This window comes from Streptomyces sp. BYX5S (assembly GCF_054724165.1).
Genome location: NZ_CM138829.1, coordinates 2,773,489 through 2,790,690 on the forward strand (window position 1 = coordinate 2,773,489; position 17,202 = coordinate 2,790,690).

At 71.4% G+C, this 17,202-nt stretch carries 19 protein-coding genes; 6 read left to right on the plus strand and 13 right to left on the minus strand.

Going from position 1 to position 17,202, the window contains the following annotated elements; translation table 11 throughout:
* Window positions 1-15: 15 nt before the first annotated feature.
* The 7 genes from ACYBSK_RS12635 to bioB form a co-directional block, all read right to left on the minus strand.
* The gene (locus tag ACYBSK_RS12635; protein ID WP_460246103.1) at window positions 16-897 is read right to left on the minus strand and encodes an LLM class F420-dependent oxidoreductase; all 882 of its coding nucleotides are present in this window, start codon (window positions 895-897) and stop codon (window positions 16-18) included.
* Between the two features lie 61 nt (window positions 898-958).
* Entirely contained in the window at window positions 959-3,523 is a 2,565-nt protein-coding gene (locus ACYBSK_RS12640; RefSeq protein ID WP_460246104.1) for an ABC transporter permease, read from the minus strand.
* Window positions 3,524-3,525: 2 nt separating this feature from the next.
* Window positions 3,526-4,314: an ABC transporter ATP-binding protein gene (locus tag ACYBSK_RS12645; protein WP_460246105.1), complete on the minus strand. Its 789-nt coding sequence runs from the start codon at window positions 4,312-4,314 to the stop codon at window positions 3,526-3,528.
* 116 nt (window positions 4,315-4,430) lie between these two features.
* A complete protein-coding gene (locus ACYBSK_RS12650; RefSeq protein ID WP_460246106.1) occupies window positions 4,431-5,099 on the minus strand; it encodes a class I SAM-dependent methyltransferase in 669 nt (222 codons plus the stop codon).
* 379 nt (window positions 5,100-5,478) lie between these two features.
* On the minus strand, window positions 5,479-6,198 hold the full coding sequence (gene bioD, locus ACYBSK_RS12655; RefSeq protein ID WP_457477012.1) for a dethiobiotin synthase: 720 nt from the start codon (window positions 6,196-6,198) through the stop codon (window positions 5,479-5,481).
* 3 nt (window positions 6,199-6,201) lie between these two features.
* The gene (locus tag ACYBSK_RS12660) at window positions 6,202-7,503 is read right to left on the minus strand and encodes an adenosylmethionine--8-amino-7-oxononanoate transaminase (RefSeq protein ID WP_460246107.1); all 1,302 of its coding nucleotides are present in this window, start codon (window positions 7,501-7,503) and stop codon (window positions 6,202-6,204) included.
* Complete coding sequence (gene bioB / locus ACYBSK_RS12665; RefSeq protein ID WP_457477014.1) at window positions 7,496-8,560, minus strand: biotin synthase BioB; 1,065 nt, start codon at window positions 8,558-8,560, stop codon at window positions 7,496-7,498. The genes ACYBSK_RS12660 and bioB overlap by 8 nt, the downstream gene beginning before the upstream one ends.
* Before the next feature lie 169 nt (window positions 8,561-8,729).
* Here bioB and ACYBSK_RS12670 point away from each other — a divergent pair, with 169 nt between their 5' ends.
* On the plus strand, window positions 8,730-9,899 hold the full coding sequence (locus ACYBSK_RS12670) for an 8-amino-7-oxononanoate synthase (RefSeq protein ID WP_460247010.1): 1,170 nt from the start codon (window positions 8,730-8,732) through the stop codon (window positions 9,897-9,899).
* Here ACYBSK_RS12670 and ACYBSK_RS12675 read toward each other — a convergent pair.
* Window positions 9,883-10,125 carry a DUF397 domain-containing protein gene (locus ACYBSK_RS12675; RefSeq protein ID WP_460246108.1) on the minus strand — a complete coding sequence of 81 codons (243 nt, stop codon included), beginning with the start codon at window positions 10,123-10,125 and terminating at the stop codon, window positions 9,883-9,885. The two genes, ACYBSK_RS12670 and ACYBSK_RS12675, sit on opposite strands and share 17 nt — an antisense overlap.
* Window positions 10,126-10,175: 50 nt before the next feature.
* Window positions 10,176-11,027 (minus strand): helix-turn-helix domain-containing protein, encoded by an 852-nt coding sequence (locus ACYBSK_RS12680; protein WP_457477017.1) that lies wholly within the window; start codon window positions 11,025-11,027, stop codon window positions 10,176-10,178.
* A 283-nt stretch (window positions 11,028-11,310) separates the two neighbouring features.
* Here ACYBSK_RS12680 and ACYBSK_RS12685 point away from each other — a divergent pair, with 283 nt between their 5' ends.
* On the plus strand, window positions 11,311-11,769 hold the full coding sequence (locus tag ACYBSK_RS12685) for an ATP-binding protein (RefSeq protein ID WP_457477018.1): 459 nt from the start codon (window positions 11,311-11,313) through the stop codon (window positions 11,767-11,769).
* Here ACYBSK_RS12685 and ACYBSK_RS12690 read toward each other — a convergent pair.
* The 4 genes from ACYBSK_RS12690 to ACYBSK_RS12705 all read right to left on the minus strand — a co-directional run bounded on the left by ACYBSK_RS12690 (window position 11,732) and on the right by ACYBSK_RS12705 (window position 14,260).
* Window positions 11,732-12,247, minus strand: coding sequence for a DUF6328 family protein (locus tag ACYBSK_RS12690; RefSeq protein WP_457477019.1), 516 nt, complete (start codon window positions 12,245-12,247; stop codon window positions 11,732-11,734). The genes ACYBSK_RS12685 and ACYBSK_RS12690 overlap by 38 nt on opposite strands.
* Before the next feature lie 48 nt (window positions 12,248-12,295).
* The gene (locus ACYBSK_RS12695) at window positions 12,296-12,769 is read right to left on the minus strand and encodes a C40 family peptidase (protein ID WP_457477020.1); all 474 of its coding nucleotides are present in this window, start codon (window positions 12,767-12,769) and stop codon (window positions 12,296-12,298) included.
* Window positions 12,770-13,308: 539 nt separating this feature from the next.
* On the minus strand, window positions 13,309-13,617 hold the full coding sequence (locus tag ACYBSK_RS12700; protein ID WP_306317561.1) for a hypothetical protein: 309 nt from the start codon (window positions 13,615-13,617) through the stop codon (window positions 13,309-13,311).
* Between the two features lie 7 nt (window positions 13,618-13,624).
* Window positions 13,625-14,260 carry an ATP-dependent Clp protease proteolytic subunit gene (locus ACYBSK_RS12705; protein WP_457477021.1) on the minus strand — a complete coding sequence of 212 codons (636 nt, stop codon included), beginning with the start codon at window positions 14,258-14,260 and terminating at the stop codon, window positions 13,625-13,627.
* 81 nt (window positions 14,261-14,341) lie between these two features.
* On the opposite strand from ACYBSK_RS12705, the gene ACYBSK_RS12710 reads away from it, so the two are divergent.
* The 4 genes from ACYBSK_RS12710 to ACYBSK_RS12725 all read left to right on the plus strand — a co-directional run bounded on the left by ACYBSK_RS12710 (window position 14,342) and on the right by ACYBSK_RS12725 (window position 17,188).
* A complete protein-coding gene (locus ACYBSK_RS12710; protein ID WP_457477022.1) occupies window positions 14,342-14,632 on the plus strand; it encodes a type II toxin-antitoxin system Phd/YefM family antitoxin in 291 nt (96 codons plus the stop codon).
* Between the two features lie 211 nt (window positions 14,633-14,843).
* Window positions 14,844-15,146, plus strand: coding sequence for an urease subunit gamma (locus ACYBSK_RS12715; protein WP_102909581.1), 303 nt, complete (start codon window positions 14,844-14,846; stop codon window positions 15,144-15,146).
* Window positions 15,147-15,162: 16 nt separating this feature from the next.
* The gene (locus ACYBSK_RS12720) at window positions 15,163-15,474 is read left to right on the plus strand and encodes an urease subunit beta (RefSeq protein WP_457477023.1); all 312 of its coding nucleotides are present in this window, start codon (window positions 15,163-15,165) and stop codon (window positions 15,472-15,474) included.
* Window positions 15,467-17,188 carry an urease subunit alpha gene (locus ACYBSK_RS12725; protein ID WP_457477024.1) on the plus strand — a complete coding sequence of 574 codons (1,722 nt, stop codon included), beginning with the start codon at window positions 15,467-15,469 and terminating at the stop codon, window positions 17,186-17,188. Before ACYBSK_RS12720 ends, ACYBSK_RS12725 begins: the two co-directional genes overlap by 8 nt.
* Window positions 17,189-17,202 lie beyond the last annotated feature (14 nt).

Below are 17,202 nucleotides of genomic sequence, written 5' to 3' on the forward strand. Positions count from 1 at the left end.
CCGCCCTCGGGACCCTCAGCGGCCCCGCAGCGCCTCGATCACCGGTGCCAGCGCCTCCATGTGCGGCTCCAGGACCGTGATGTACGAGAAGCCGAACCGCTCGCGCCGCTCCAGGAGGTGCCGCGTGATCTCCTCCACGGTGCCGACGAGGAGGAGCGGGGAGTCGAGGACCTGATCCTCGGTGAGGCGCGGCAAGTGCTCCAGGAGCGGTCGGACGGCGGCCGGGCGGTCGTCGGTCACTGCCACCAGCTGGACGAGCAGGTTGAGTTCGGCGGCCTCCGCCCGGTCGGCGGCGAGCTTCCGGTAGGCGGCCACCCGCTCCTGAAGCTCCTCGCCGGTGAGCGGTTCGAGGCCGCCCGCGTTCCCGGCCGGCGCGCGGGCCCCGGTGAACGCGGCGATGTCGGCGTGCTCGGCGGTGATCCGCAGCATCCGGTCGCCGTTGCCGCCGATCAGCAGCGGCGGCCGGGGCCCCTGATCGGGCGCCGACAGCAGCCGGTCGAGCTCCGCGACCGTGCGCTCCAGATGGTCGACGCGGCTGCCGGGCGTACCCCACTCCAGACCGGCCTGCTCGAACTCCTCGCGCACGTAACCGGTGCCCAGGCCCAGTTCGAGACGGCCGCCCGTGAGCGCGACGGTCGTGGTGACCTCGCGGGCCAGCAGCACCGGGTTCCAGAACGCGCAGTTGAGGACGAACGTGCCGACCCGCGGCCGGCTCGTCGCGTCGGCCGCCGCGACGAGCGACGGGAACGGCGACGGAGCGCCCAGGTGGTCCGGGACGAGGAGCACGTCGTAACCGAGCTCCTCGGCCCTGCGGCACTTGGCGCGCCACGCGTCGTCGGGCGCGGGCGTGACGAGGTTGACGCCGAAACGGAAGGGACGCGGGGCCGCCGTAGCCATGAACTCTCCTCGGGCCGTGGACAGTTGCCGCCCCGACCCTACGTCCGCGCCGCCGCCCGCGTTACTCGTGCGCGATCGCCGCCAGTACGTTCATCCGCGACGCCCGCAGCGCCGGCAGCAGCGCCGCCGCGAGCCCCACGACGACCGAGCCGATCACCACCGCGACGATCGTCGGCCACGGGATCGCCAGCGCCCGCATGCCCTCCAGCGCGAGCACCCGCTGCGCGGCCACGCCCCACACCAGGCCGAGCGCCAGCCCGAGCACCGCCCCGAACACGGCGATCACCACCGACTCCAGCCGGATCATCCGCCGCAGCTGCCGACGCGCGAGCCCGATCGCCCGCAGCAGCCCGATCTCGCGCGTGCGCTCCACGACGGACAGAGCGAGCGTGTTGACGACGCCGAGGACCGCGATCACGATCGCCAGGCCGAGCAGCGCGTACACCAGGTACAGCAGCACCGCGATCTGGTCGTGGACGAGGTCCTTGTAGTCGGCGAGGTCACGGACCTGCACCTGCGGATACGGGTCGAGCGTCTTCTCCAGGCGCTCGCGCAGCGTGTCCGGGGACGTGCCGGACGCGGCGTTCACGTACACCGCCGAGTCCTGCCCGCCCGGCGCGTACCTCATCAGCGTCGGCATGCCCATCGCGAAGCCGCCGGACATGCCGAAGTCGTTGGCCTCCAGGTCGGTCAGGGCGCCCACGGTCAGCTCGGCGCGCTTCCCGCCGGGGAACTCCACGGGCAGCACGCTGCCGATCCGCGCGCCGTGCTCGTCCGCGAACTCCTTCTGGAGCAAAAGGCGTCCGGGCGCGAGCCCCGTCGCGCTGTCGCCGCGCGCGTACTCGACGTTGGCGACGTCGTCGATCCGCCGGTCCCACCCCGCGGCCGTCGTCTTCACCCGTTTCCCGTCCGGCATCCGCACGGCGAGCGCCGTGAACCGCTGCCGCACCACGAGGCCCACCCCGTCGGTCGCCCGGATCTTGCGGGTCACCTCCTGCGAGAACGGCATGAAGTTGGCGTTCTGCACGGTGAAGTCGGCGCCCAGCGTGTCGTCGATCTGCTGGTCGAACGACTTGCTCATGGAGGCGCTCGCCACCGACATCCCCGCCACCAGGGCGAGCCCCACCATCAGCGCGGCAGCCGTCGCGCCCGTGCGGCGCGGGTTGCGCAGCGCGTTGCGCTGGCTCATCCGGCCGACCGAGCCGAACACGGCGGGGAACGCGCTGCCGAGCACCCGGATCACGGGACGTACGAGAAGCGGACCCGCGACGACCGTCGCGATCAGCGTCAGGGCGATGCCGAGCCCGAGCAGCGAGGACGCGGGCCCCGTCTCGTCCGCCGTCCAGCAGCCGATCAGCGCGGCGGCCCCGGCCGCCCCGATCACCGCGCCCACCAGCGCCCGCGTCCGCAACGACCGCCCCACACCGGCGATCTCGGCATCCGCGAGCGCCGCCATGGGGGAGACGCGGGCCGCGCGCCGCGAGGGCAGATACGCGGCCACGAACGTGACCCCGATGCCGACCGCGAACGACACGACGGGTGTGCCCCAACCCACCACCATCTCCGTGGACTTGAGGTTCATCCCGAAGGTGCTCATCAGCTTGATCAGCCCGATCGCGAGCCCCACGCCGAGCCCGAGGCCGACCGCCGAACCCACGAGACCGAGCAGCACGGCCTCCGTCAGGACGGAGCGCCGCACCTGCCGCCGGTCCGCGCCGAGCGCCCGCAGCAGCCCCAACTCCCGGGTCCGCTGGGCGATCAGCATCGAGAACGTGTTGACGATCAGGAACACGCCGACGAGCACGGCGATCCCGGCGAAGCCCAGCATCACGTACTTGATGACGTCGAGGAAACCGCCCAGGTCCTCCGCCGCCGACTTCGCGTCCTCGTCCGCCGTCTTCAGGTCGTAGGCGCCGCCCAGCTCCTGGCCGAGCCGCCGCTTCAGCGTCGCGTCGGCGACACCGGGCGCCGCGTCCACCGAGATGCTCGTCGCCCGGTCGGTGCCGCCGAGCAGCCTGCGCTGCGCCGTCTCCGTCTCCAGGTAGACGAGCGCCGCCCCCGGGTTCGTCGTACGGAACGTGGCGATGCCGACGACCTCGACCTTGAACGAGCCGGGCTTCGCCATCACGGTGAGCGTGTCACCGATGCGTACGTCCTTCTTGTCGGCGGTGTCCGCGTCGAGCAGCGCCTGCCGGGGCCCGCGCGGCGCGTGCCCCGACGTCAGACGCACCGGACTGCGGTCCGTGGGGTCCCAGTTGGTGGCGATGGTGGGCGCGCCCGTGGTCGGACCCACCGACTTGTTGCGCCGGTCGACGACCGTGACGTTCTCGACCCCGGCGTCGACGTGCGTGGCGGCCACCCCGGCGACACCGTCGATCCGCTGCGCCAGCGAGGCGGGCACCGTACGCACCGTGCCCGACGGCACCGACTCGTCGAAGTCGTCCTCCTTCGGCCCCACCCGCACGTCCGCGGACGTCGAGGCGAAGAGCCGGTCGAAGGTGCGCGACACGGTGTCCGAGAAGATCAGGCTGCCCGCGACGAAGGCCACCGACAGCACGATGGCGAGCGCGGACAGGGCGAGGCGCCCCTTGTGCGCCAGGAAGCTCCGCAGGGTCGCTTTCAGCATGGCTACGTCCGGGGGCTCGGCTTCTCGGTGACCGCTTGGCGCACGACGTCGAACCGCTTCATGCGCTCCAGGACCGCCTCGGCGGTCGGCTCCCGCATCTCGTCCACGAGTCGGCCGTCGCCGAGGAAGAGGACCAGGTCGGCGTGGGCGGCGGCGCCCGGATCGTGCGTCACCATGACCACGGTCTGGCCCAGCTCGTCGACCGACTGCCGCAGGAATCCGAGGACTTCGAGCCCGGCCCGCGAGTCCAGGTTCCCCGTCGGCTCGTCCGCGAAGATCAGCTCGGGCCGCGCGGCGAGCGCCCGCGCGCACGCGACGCGCTGCTGCTGACCGCCGGACAGCTGGGCGGGCCGGTGCTTCAGGCGGTCCCGCAGGCCGAGGGTCTCGACGACCTGGTCCAGCCACTTCGCGTCCGGCGCCTTGCCCGCGATGTCCATCGGGAGCGTGATGTTCTCGGCGGCGTTCAGCGTCGGGATCAGGTTGAACGACTGGAACATGAAGCCGATGCGGTCGCGCCGCAGCCGCGTCAGCTCGCGCTCCTTCAGCCCCGTGATCTCCGTGTCACCGAGCCACACCTGTCCCGCCGAGACCGTGTCGAGCCCCGCCAGGCAGTGCATCAGGGTGGACTTGCCGGACCCGGAAGGGCCCATCACGGCCGTGAACCGGCCGCGCGCGATGTCCACGTCCACCGCATCGAGGGCGAGCACCTGCGTCTCGCCCGAGCCGTACGCCTTCGTCAGACCCCTGGCCCGCGCGGCGACCGCCTCTGTGACCACACCCGTGTCCCCCACCCCAACTCCCTTACTCCGTAAGCCAGTTGTCCATCGGGTCGATGCCGTTCGGTATCAGGGATCCGAGGATAGCCGCTCGCTGCGACAACGGCCGGGGGAGCGCGCGGTACAGGCCGCTACGCGTCCTCGCGCTCGGCCGCCGGCCGGGTGGCGGTGCCCAGCACGCAGTACGACATCGGCTGCCGCGGCCCGTGCCCCGGCATGGTCAGGGCCCGGTGGGCGCCGAGGTCGAAACCGGCCGTGCGCAGGGCGGCGAGGGCGTCGCGGCGCAGGTGGCAGCCGCCGACGCACAGCGGCCAGACCGTGCGGTCGAGCGCGCCCTGCACCAGGCGCATGCCGCGGCCCGGTGCCCGCACGTGCTCGAAGAAGCGCACCTCGCCGCCGGGGCGGAGCACGCGCCGCACCTCGCGCAGGGCGCGGTCCACGTCGCGGACGCTGCACAGGACGGTGCAGAGCACCACGGCGTCGTAGCCCTCGCTCTTCACGGGCAGCGCCTCCGCGGCGCCCGGCACCACGTCCACGGGAACGTCCACGCGTTGCGCCGCGTCGGCGGCGAGCCGGCGCAGGGTGCGTTCCGGTTCGATGGCGACGACCTCGGACACGGTGGCCGGGTAGTACCGGAACCCGATGCCGGTCCCGGCACCGACCTCCAGCACGCGCCCGGACAGCCCGGCGACGAGCTCGCCGCGCACCGGCGCCATGACCGGTTCCACCCGCGCGACGGCGCGGGCGTAGTACCTCGCGAAAACGGGATGCCGTACGACCTCCCGCGACCCCACCTTCATCCCGCCTCCCAACCCAACGCCGCCCCCACCCCTCCCCTTCCCACATCCCCCCTCCCGAACGCCCACCCCGGGCCTCCTCAATCGCCGGAGGGGCTTGGTGGACGTACTCAGGCGGGGGCCTCCTCCATCGCCGGAGGGGCTTGAGGGACCGGCTCCGGTGGGGGTCTCGTGGATGGTCGGAGGGGCTTGAGGGACCGGCTCCGGCGGGGGTCTCCTCCATCGCCGGAGCGGCTGGAAGGCCCATCCCCGGGGGTGGCTGCGACCGGTTTCCTCAAGGGGCGGAGGGGCCGGGCACATCAAGCCCCTCCGGCGATTGAGGAGCGGGGTCCGGGGCGGAGCCCCGCGAGCGGGACCGGCCGGGGCGGCGGGGACCGGCGGGTCACACGGAGAGCGCTCCGACGTCCCAGGTCCCGCCCAATCCCGGCCCGACCCAGCCGGAGGCCCCCGCACGGAAGGCCTCCACCCCCCACCCCCCGACCCCCTCCGGCACCGCCCCCACCAACCCCACCCCGGCCACCACCGGCAAATCCCCCACATTGCACCGCTCCGCCAGCCCCGGCGCAGCCGGCCAGCTCCCGATGACGACCCCCGCCGCCCGCAACCCCCGCGCCCGCAACGCCTCCCCGGTCAACTCGACGGAGTTCAACGTCCCGAGCCCCGCCGCCGCCACCACCAGCACCGGAGCCCCGAGCAACACCGCGACGTCCGCCAGATTCGACCCCGCCTCGTCGAAGCGGACCAGCAGCCCCCCGGCCCCCTCGACCAGCACCAGATCGTGCGACGCCCGCAACTTCTCGACCGCGTCCGCCACCCGCTCCGGCCGCACCCCCGCCACCCCGACCCGCGCCGCCGCCGTCCCCGGCGCCAGCGGATCCGGATACCGCGCCAGTTCCACCCCCGTCACCGCGTCCCCGGCGAGCCGCACCACCTCGTCCACGTCGCCCGGCTCCCCGGGCCCGACACCCGTCTGCGCCGGTTTGAGCACGGCCACCGACCGCCCGGCGCGCGCGGCGACCGCCGCCACCGCCGCCGTCGTCACGGTCTTGCCGACCTCGGTGCCGGTCCCGGTGACCACGAGCACACCCTCGTCGAACCCCATCGCTCACCCCTCCCGCGCGGCAGCGCACACCGCACGCGCGATCCGTGCCACGTCCTCGTCACCCGTGACATACGGCGGCATCGTGTAGACGAGGTCGCGGAACGGCCGCAGCCACACCCCCTCCGCCACCGCGGCCCGCGTGGCCGCCGCCATGTCGATCTCGTGGTCCAGCTGGACGACCCCGATCGCGCCGAGCACCCGTACGTCCCGGACCCCGGGCAGACCGGCGGCCCCGGCCAGGCCCTCGCTCAGCCCCGTCCCGATCCGCTTCACCTCGCCCCGCCAGTCCTGCCCGAGCAGCAGATCGATCGACGCGCACGCGATCGCCGACGCCAGCGGATTGCCCATGAACGTCGGCCCGTGCGCGAGCACCGGCACCTCGCCCCGCGAGATCCCCTCGGCGACCCGCGCCGTGCACAGCGTCGCGGCCATCGTCAGATAGCCCCCGGTCAACGCCTTCCCGACACACATCACGTCCGGCGAGATGCCCGCGTGGTCCGCCGCGAACAGCTCACCCGTCCGCCCGAACCCCGTGGCGATCTCGTCGAACACCAGCAGCACATCGTGCGCGTCGCACGCCTCCCGCAGCACCCGCAGATACGCGGGGGAGTGGAACCGCATCCCACCCGCCCCCTGCACCACGGGCTCCACGATCACGGCCGCCACCTCGTGCGCGTGCCGCCCGACCGCCTCCCGCAGCTCTTCCGCGTACGACTCCTCGTACGCGTCGAACCCGCTCGGCGGCGCGTCGACGAAGACCTGCTCCGGCAGCACCCCCGCCCACAGCCCGTGCATCCCGCCCTCCGGGTCGCACACGGACATCGGCTGCCAGGTGTCACCGTGGTACCCGCCGCGCCACGTCAGCATCCGCCGCTTCTCGGGCCGGCCGAGCGAACGCCAGTACTGAAGGCACATCTTGAGCGCCACCTCGACCGACACCGACCCGGAGTCGGCGAGGAACACATGCTCAAGGCCCTCCGGCGACATGTCGACAAGGCGCTCCACGAGCCGGACCCCCGGCTCGTGTGTGAGCCCGCCGAACATGACGTGGCTCATCCGCTCCAACTGGCCGCGCGCCGCCTCGTCCAGCACCGGGTGACCGTAGCCGTGGATCGCCGACCACCACGACGACATCCCGTCCACCAGCTCACCGTGCCCGGCGACCCGCAGCCGCACCCCGGCCGCGGACTCCACGACCAGGGGCTGCTGCCTGCCGGGCATCGGACCGTACGGGTGCCAGACGTGCCGCCGGTCGAGTTCGAGCAACTCGGCCACGTTCCGTTCACGCACGTTCGACTCAGGCATTCGGCGCCAGATCCGTCCCCGCGCCCCGGCGGCGTACGGCGACGTCGTCGGGGCCCCGGTGCTCCGGCAGCGTCACCTGCTCGGTGCCCTCCACCTCGAACCCGGCGTCCGCGATCATGTCGAGGTCGGCCTTCCCGGCCTGCCCCTCGCTCGTCAAGTAGTCGCCCAGAAAGATGGAGTTGGCGATGTGCAGGGCGAGCGGCTGCATCGAGCGCAGATGCACCTCGCGCCCGCCCGCGATCCGCACCTCCACGTCCGGACACACGAACCGCACCATCGCCAGGATCCGCAGACACCGCTGCGGCGTCAGGTTCCACTCCTTGGCGAGCGGTGTCCCCTCGAACGGGATCAGGAAGTTCACCGGCACCGAGTCCGGGTCCAACTCCCGCAGCCCGTACACGACATCGACCAGGTCCTCGTCGCTCTCGCCCATCCCCGCGATCAGCCCGGAACAGGCCGAAAGCCCCGCCGCGTGCGCCTTCTTGACCGTCTCGACGCGGTCCGCGTACGTGTGCGTCGTCGTGATGTCGCCGTACGTCGCCTCGGAGGTGTTGAGATTGTGGTTGTACGCGTCCGCGCCCGCGCCGCGCAGCCGCTCCGCCTGCCCCTCGCCGAGCAGACCCAGGCAGGCGCACACCTCCACGTCCTCGTTCTCCGCCTTGATGGCGTCGATGGTCCGTGCGACCCGGTCCACGTCCTTGTCCGTCGGGCCGCGCCCGCTCGCCACCAGGCACACCCGCTTGGCGCCGCCCGCGACCCCGGCCGCAGCCGCCTTCGAGGCCTCGTCGGGCTTCAGCCAGGTGTACTTGAGGATCTCCGCCTTCGAACCGAGGCGCTGCGAGCAGTACGAGCAGTCCTCCGGGCACAGGCCCGACTTGAGGTTGACCAGATAGTTGAGTTTCACCCGGCGCCCGAACCACTGGCGGCGCACCTTGCCGGCCGCGGCCACCACGTCGAGCAGTTCGTCGTCGGACGTCGCGAGCACCGCGAGCGCCTCTTCACGGCTCGGCAGCTCGCGCCGAAGCCCCTTGTCCACCAGCGTGTTCAGCAGGTTCATGGGCCCTGATCCTTGCCTATCCCACGGCCCCGGCGAAAGGAGACTCTCTACAAAGGACGCCGTACGTCGTGTGGGTATTGCCACACCCTGCCCGAGTGGCGCGGCCGCTAGTGTCTGTGCATTACCTACAAAGCGCTGCATGTCAGCCGCCGGACTCGAAGAGGTATCCATGGCCACGGCCCACCCGTCCGCGTTCGGCTGGATCGACGCGAGCCGCCGCGCCCGCGAGGCCGCCGGACTCGTGCGCACCCTGCGCCCGCGCCCCGCGGACTCCCCGCTGCTCGACCTCGCGAGCAACGACTACCTGGGCCTCGCCCGCCATCCCGAGGTCGTCGAGGGCGCCGCGGCGGCCGCGCGCCGGTGGGGCGGCGGCGCCACCGGGTCCCGCCTGGTGACGGGCAGCACCGAGCTGCACGCCCGGCTGGAGCGTGAACTGGCCGAGTTCTGCGGCTTCGAGGCGGCCCTGGTGTTCTCCTCCGGCTACGCCGCGAACCTCGCGGCCGTCACGGCGCTCGCCCCGCACGGCTCCCTGATCGTCTCCGACGCGGGCAACCACGCCTCACTGATCGACGGCTGCCGGCTCGCCCGCGGCGCCACCCAGGTGACCGCGCACGCCGACCCGGAGGCCGTGCGCAAGGCGCTCGGTACCCACCAAGGGCCCGCGGTCGTCGTCACCGACTCGGTCTTCTCGGTGGACGGGGACCGTGCGCCCGTCGGTGAACTCGCCGAGGCGGCACGGGAGTTCGGTGCCGGTCTGATCGTCGACGACGCGCACGGGCTCGGTGTGGTGGGCCCCGGCGGGCAGGGTGTCCCGTACGCCGCGGGGCTCGCGGGCGCGGCGGACGCCGTCGCCACCGTCACCCTCTCCAAGTCCCTCGGCAGCCAGGGCGGCGCGGTGCTCGGCCCGGCCCGCGTCATCGACCATCTCGTCAACGCGGCCCGCACCTTCATCTTCGACACCGGTCTCGCCCCGGCCGCGTGCGGCGCGGCCCTCGCGGCGCTGAGGCTCCTGCGCCGCGAACCCGAACGCGCCGCGCGTGCGCGCGAGGTGGCGGCGTCGCTGCATCAACGCCTGGCGTCCCAGGGCCTGTTGGCGGTACGACCCGACGCCGCCGTCGTCTCCGTGCGCGCCCCTTCGCCCGACGCGGCGGTGCGCTGGGCCGCGGACTGCCGGGACGCCGGGCTCGCGGTGGGGTGCTTCCGGCCGCCGTCCGTGCCCGACGGCATCGCACGGCTGCGGCTGACCGCCCGCGCCGACCTCACGGAGACCCAGGTCGCCGAGGCCGTACGAGTGATCAGCCGCTTCGCTCCCAAGGGAGCCGCTACCGCAGGGAGTTGACGAACCTCCCCCAGGTGGAGGACGTGAACAGCAGCGCGGGACCCCTCGTGCGCTTGGAGTCGCGGACGGCCAGCAGGCCGTCCGGCGAGTCCGTGCTCAACGAAGCGGTCTCCACACAGTTGTTGGCGCCTGTGCTGCGGCTGCTGCGCCGCCATCGGGCGCCGCTCAGCGACGTACTGCGAGCAACGGTAGGAACGCGCGGAACATACCGAGGCCGGTGGTTCATGGTGCCTCCTCACACGGCGCCGGCGCATGACGAGGTGTCGGCGACCCCGCTTACCCGGCGATCTCTGCGATGAATTCCAAGGAATCCTCGGGTGACCTGGCATGGAGCAGAAGAGCGTCAAAGGCGTCCGTGTACGCCTTGAGGTCTTCTTTCCGTTCGAGGTAGAGGCTACTCGTCAAATGGTCGAGAACAACCACATCCAGATCAGAAGTGTTCGGAAAAGAGAACACAACGAAAGGTCCCGTCAGGCCGATATGGCCCCCGGACGAGAACGGAAGCACCTGGATCCGGACATGGGGCATGCGTGCGGCTTCGGTCAGATGGGCCAACTGCCGCCGCAGCACGCCGGATCCGCCGACCTCCCGGCGCAGCACGGCCTCGTCGAGCACGGCGGTCAGGTGCAGGGGCGGCTCGGAGCGCAGCACGTCCTGGCGCGCGAGCCGCACCTCGACCAGCGCCTTGACGTGCCGCTCCTCCGCCCCGTCCAGCACCGAACGGGTCACCGCGTACGCGTACTCGGGCGTCTGCAGGAGCCCCGGCACGACGCTCGTCTCCAGGGTTCTGATGCGGCACGCCTGGGACTCGAGGCTGATGAAATCGCGGTAGGCGGGTGGCAGCAGACCCCGGTACGCGTGCCACCAGTGGTGCCCGCCCACCTCCTGGCCACCGGCCAGCGCCACGACCAGTTCGCGGACAGCGGGATCGTTCGCCTCGAACGCGTCGAGCAGCATCAGCACGTCCGACGGCTTCACGCCACTGCGTCCTGTCTCGATCCTGCTCACCTTCGACTGGTGCCAGCCGACGAGCCGGGCCGCCTGCCCGCTCGTCAGGCCGGCCTGGACGCGCAGCGCCCGTAATTCGGCGCCGAGCTTGCGGCGGCGTACCGCGGGGCCGTATTTCATGGGAACTCCTCGGACTCTTCGTGCCGTCCGGCCGGGCTCCCTCCCGGCCCGCACGGGATCGCGTGTCCGAGCAGACGTGAGAGGACGGTGCGTGCGCCAGCCCAAATACGGTCTACCGTCGCAGAGTTCACCGCATCGAGGGACAGATATATGCATATCTTGGGGGATCGCCACCACAGTGGGACCTTCAAGTGGCAATGTGGCGCGAAGCAGTTGCCGGGACCGCGCGCGAGCGATCCGCGGGGCCGCGCGAGCCACCCCGGCGGGAAAGGGACACGTCGACATGGCAGATCACCAGGAAGCATCCGTCACGCTGCCGAGCGATCCCGCCTCGGTCTCCGCCGCCCGCAGGTATGTCGCCACGGTGCTCGCGGAATGGGGTTTGCCGTCGGGAACGGAGGCGGCGGACACGGTCCGTCTGATCGTGTCCGAACTCGCGACCAACGCCGTGCAGCACACGCTCGGCCAGTCACCCACGTTCACCGTGGACGTGGAGTTGGAGCGGGACGAGGAGCTGCGCATCGGGGTCACCGACAGCCATCCCCGCTACCCCAGGCGGCTCCCGGCCGCGGTGCAGCAGGACAACGGCCGGGGAATGGTGATCATCCGCTGTCTCACCGCGGAGTGCGGCGGCACCCTCTCGGTGCGCCCGACCCCCGAGGGCGGCAAGACGGTGTGGATCGCGCTGCCGTGGGTCGCGCCGGTCACTCCTCCCGCCCAGGGGTCGAGCCGCCCGGCCTGAGGCCCGGCGCCCTGCGCCCGAGGACCTGCCGTCGCATCATCCACGGCAGCAGCCCCCACAGGCCCACCAGGACGCAGAACGTCCCGGCGCCCGCGGCGATCCCGCCGCCCCTGCCGACCGTCACATCGACCACGAGCAGCACGGACCCGGTCAGCGCCAGCACCAGCGCCGCCATCCCGTACGCGGCGAGCCGCGAGGACATCCGCACGATCCGCCGCTTCGCCCCGAGCTGGAACAGCATCCGGTGCACCGCGGCCGGCGCCGTGAACAGCGCGGCCGCGATGACCGTGAGGAGCAACGTGGTGACGTACGTGGCTCTCTGGAACGTGTCGACCGAGGGGAACCGCGTGGTGAACGCGAGCGTCAGCAGGAACGCGAACAGGAACTGCACGCCGGTCTGGACGACCCGGAGCTCCTGAAGAAGCTCACCGAAGTTCCGATCGGCGCGTTCCAACGGCGTCTCGTTGCGCTCCTGCATCGCTTACGAGTATCCGCTCGCGACCCCCTCAAGCGCGAGCGGATGGCGTCACCTGACCCGGCCGTACAGCACGCTGTTCGTCCAGATCCGCTCCAGACGCACCACGGCCCCGCTCTTCGGGGAGTGCCAGATACGGCCCTTCCCGGCGTAGATCCCGACGTGGTAGATGCCGCCGCCCGAGCGGAAGAACACCAGGTCACCGCGGGAACGGTGGGCCTTCTTGATGTGCCGGGTCTTGTTGTACTGCTGGGCCGCGGTGCGTGGCAGCTTCTTGCCGGCCCGCTTGAACGAGTAGAGCGTGAGGCCCGAGCAGTCGAACCGGTGCGGCCCCGCGGCGCCCCACTTGTACGGCGCACCCTTCTTGGACGCGGCGACGTTCAGTGCCTTGACGGATGCCGTGGCCGCTGATGCCTCGGATGCGGCGCCCGGGACCGTGAGGCCCGCGCCTGCGACGGCGAGCGTGAGAGCGGAAGCGGTACCCGCCCTGGTCAGCAGCGACGGAACACGATTCAGCGCAGTCATGCGCAACCCTTCGTCAGCCGCCTGTGAAGGGTGACCTGTCGGGTTCGGGTGGCGAAGTTGCCCGGCCGCGCGCTGCGGCTTCACCCCAAGGACCTCCGGCGCGGCCTCTGGCGAGGCGCTCCGGCGGCCCGTCGTGCTCGGGTCCTCCACTCCTGCCGGTGCACTCCTGTCGACCTGGCATCCGCACGGCGGCAGGACTCGGCGTCCGTGCGGACCGCCCCGCCGCGGCGGCGGGGGCTTGTCGTCGCAACGGATCTTCGTGCACGGGCGAGGCGAAAACCGAGGTGAACCGGCGGTAAGTGAGGCTCCTCACGCTTGACCCGTTCAGGTGGACAGTGCGGCATTCGCGCCCCGCCGGTGAGGTCGGACGAGCCCCGCACCAGCGACGGAACGCCGAATTCCGGTGTCCGGCTACGGCCGGAGCGCAACTTCACCGGGCTCGTTGACGGACACGCGACTAGGCCGTACGGGGGTACCCCATCCGGGCCGTTTGGGGCGCGAACCGGCGGTTCGGGGAGCCCGGTGAACGCTTTGTTCCGTCAGACGACCGGTTCTGGCGGCAAAGTGACCCGCTTGGTGCGCCGCTCGCCGTCCAGGACGCGCAGGGCCCGCGCCAGTGTGCTGGCGTGCACCCGGCTCTCGCCCCGCTGGTGCATCACCGTCAGCGCGTCCCGCAGCTCCGTCGCCCGGCTCACCAGCGCCTGCGCCGCCCGCAGCCCGCTGTACGTGTCGTCGCCCCGGGCCGGGTTGATCCGCGCGATCAGGTCGACCACCTCCAGATAGCGGTCCACGAGCTCGCACTCGGCGCGGGTGAGCGCGGGCAGCGGCGGAAGTTCCGGTGGATACATCGGCCGATCACCTCGTACCGGGGGAGCGCAGGGTGGCGGTCCGGTTCTCGACGACGTGGTCCACCAGGCCGTACGTGAGGGCCTGCTCCGACGTCAGGACCGTGTCCCGCTCGATGTCCGCGCTGATCTGCTCCGTGGTCCGCCCCGTGTGCCGCGCGAGCAGCTCCTCCAACTGCGTCCGCGTGCGCGTCAGTTCGCGCGCGGTGATCTCCAGGTCGCTCGGCTGCCCCTGGGCGGGCTCGGGCAGTGCGGGCTGGTCGATCACCACCCGCGCCCCGGGCAGCACCATCCGCTTGCCGGGCGTCCCCGCCGCGAGCAGCACCGCGGCCACGGACGAGCACTGCCCCAGGCAGGTCGTGGACACGTCGCAACTGACGAACTGCATCGTGTCGTAGAGCGCGGTCATCGCGCTGAACGAGCCGCCCGGAGAGTTGATGTACAGGGAGATGTCCTGGTCGGGCGCCAGGTACTCGAGGTGCATGAACTGCGCCATCACATCGTTCGCCGAGACGTCGTCGATCGGCGTCCCGAGGAACACGATGCGTTCCTCCAGAAGCTTCGAGTACGGATCGAGGGTGCGCTGCCCCGCACTGGTGCGCTCGGTGAACTCGGGCAGGACGTAGCGGCCGGACGGACGGGTCATGGTGCCTCCTTGGACGCTTGCCTCTTCAGGGTGCTGCTTCTCTCAAAATGTACAGGACGTACATGACGTACGATGGTGAGCATGGCCTACGAGATTCCGGTGACGCAAGCCAGGGCTGAGCTCGCCGATCTGATCAACCGCGTCGTATACGGGAGCGAGCGCGTCGTCGTCACCCGGCACGGCAAGCCGCTCGTCGCCCTGGTCTCCGCCGCCGACCTGGAACGACTCGAGGCGATGAAGGAGCCCGCGGGGGAGCCGGCCGAGGAACCCGTGATCACGTCCGTGTCACGGATCGGCGGCCTTCCTTCCGCTCCCGGCGAACGGCAAAGGTTCGGTATCGCCGCCGAGCACCGCGGGCCCGAGATGAGGTAGTCCGCTCCCCGTTCAGCAATGGCACGGTCAAGCGACGGTTAACGTCGTTGAAACTCCGCCCAATTAGCCTTCACGCCACGCCACCAGCGGCTTTTCTCAGCAGGGGTGCGCACAGTTGCGCACTTTTCTTGTGTGTTACATCTATAGCCGTCGCGGTGGCCGCGGCAGTCGGGCCCGCACGGTCCGGCATGAAGTCTGTGAGGTGGGATTCGTGCAACTGACCCCGCACGAGCAGGAGAGACTGCTCATCCATGTGGCAGCCGACGTCGCCGAGAAGCGTCGGGCCCGGGGTCTGAAACTCAATCACCCCGAGGCGATCGCTCTGATCACCTCGCACATTCTCGAAGGCGCCCGCGACGGGCGCACCGTCGCCGAACTCATGTCGTCCGGGCGCAAGTTGCTCACGCGTGACGACGTCATGGACGGCATCCCCGAGATGATCCACGACGTGCAGGTCGAGGCGACCTTCCCGGACGGCACCAAGCTCGTCACCGTCCACGAACCGATCGTCTGACGGGGGAGCGGCAGCCATGATTCCCGGAGAAATACTGTTCGCCGACGAACCCGTCGCCTACAACCAGGGCCGCGACAGCGTCCGCATGACGGTGCTCAACCGCGCCGACCGTCCCATCCAGGTGGGCTCCCACTACCACTTCTACGAGGCCAACCCCGGCCTCGACTTCGACCGCGCCGCCGCCCGCGGCATGCGGCTGAACATCGCCGCGGGCACCGCCGTTCGCTTCGAGCCCGGCATCCCCGTAGACGTCGAACTCGTAGCCCTCGCAGGCCGCCGCATCGTCACCGGCCTGCGCGGCGAGACCGGAGGTGCCCTCGATGCCTGAGCTGTCCCGCGCCGCATACGCCGATCTGTTCGGCCCCACCACCGGCGACCGGATCCGGCTCGCCGACACCGATCTGCTCGTCGAGATCGAGGAGGACCGCTCCGGCGGGCCCGGATTCTCCGGCGACGAGGCGGTGTTCGGCGGCGGCAAGGTCATCCGCGAGTCCATGGGCCAGTCGCGCGCTACGCGCGCAGAAGGCACCCCCGACACGGTCATCACCGGCGCCGTGATCATCGACCACTGGGGCATCGTCAAGGCCGACATCGGCATCCGCGACGGCCGCATCACGGCCATCGGCAAGGCCGGCAACCCGGACACGATGGACGGCGTCCACCCCGACCTCGTCCTCGGCCCGGACACCGAGGTCATCGCGGGCAACGGCAAGATCGTCACCGCGGGCGGCATCGACACCCACATCCACTTCATCTCGCCGACCCAGTTCGACGAGGCCCTCGCCTCGGGTGTGACCACCATGGTCGGCGGCGGCACCGGCCCCGCCGAGGGCTCCAAGGCGACCACGATCACCCCCGGCCCCTGGCATCTCGCCCGGATGTTCGCGGCGATGGAGAACAGCCCCGTCAACATCGGGTTCCTCGGCAAGGGCAACACCATGTCGAAGGACTCGATGCGCGCCCAGCTGCGCGGCGGCGCCATCGGCTTCAAGATCCACGAGGACTGGGGCGCGACCCCGGCCGTGATCGACGCCTGCCTCGACATCTGCGAGGAGTCCGGCGTCCAACTCGCCATCCACTCCGACACGTTGAACGAGGCCGGATTCGTCCAGGACACCTTCGACGCGGTCGCCGGACGCACCCTGCACGCCTTCCACGTCGAGGGCGCGGGCGGCGGACACGCACCCGACATGATCACCGCGGTGTCGCTGCCGAACATGCTGCCGTCGTCCACCAACCCGACGCGGCCGCACACCGTCAACACCGTCGAGGAACACCTCGACATGCTGATGGTCTGCCACCACCTCAACCCCGCGGTGCCCGAGGACCTCGCCTTCGCCGAGTCCCGCATCCGGCCCACCACCATCGCGGCCGAGGACATCCTGCACGACCTCGGCGCCATCTCCATCATGTCCTCGGACTCGCAGGCCATGGGCCGCGTCGGCGAGGTCATCATGCGGACCTGGCAGACCGCGCACGTCATGAAGCGCCGCCGCGGCTTCCTGCCCGGCGACACCCGCGCCGACAACCAGCGGGCCCGCCGCTACGTCGCCAAGTACACGATCAACGCGGCCGTCTCCCAGGGCATCGAGCACGAGGTCGGCTCCGTCGAGACCGGGAAGCTCGCGGACCTGGTGCTGTGGGACCCCCGGTTCTTCGGCGTGAAGCCGCAGCTCGTCATCAAGGGCGGCCAGATCGCCTACGCGCAGATGGGCGACGGCAACGCGTCCATCCCCACGCCGCAGCCGGTCCTGCCGCGCCCGATGTACGGGGCGTACGGCAAGGCCCCGCAGCTCAACTCGGTGAACTTCACGAGCGAGTGGGCCATCGAGGACGGGCTGCCGGAGCGGCTCGGGCTCGACCGCTCCTTCGTGCCGATCCGCTCGACCCGCGGGCGCACCAAGGCCGACATGGTCAACAACGACGCCCTGCCGCGCGTCGAGGTCGCCCCCGACTCGTTCGCCGTCACCATCGACGGTGAGCTCGTCGAGCCCGCCCCGGCCGCCGAACTGCCGCTCGCGCAGCGGTACTTCCTCTTCTGATCCGGGCGGTACCC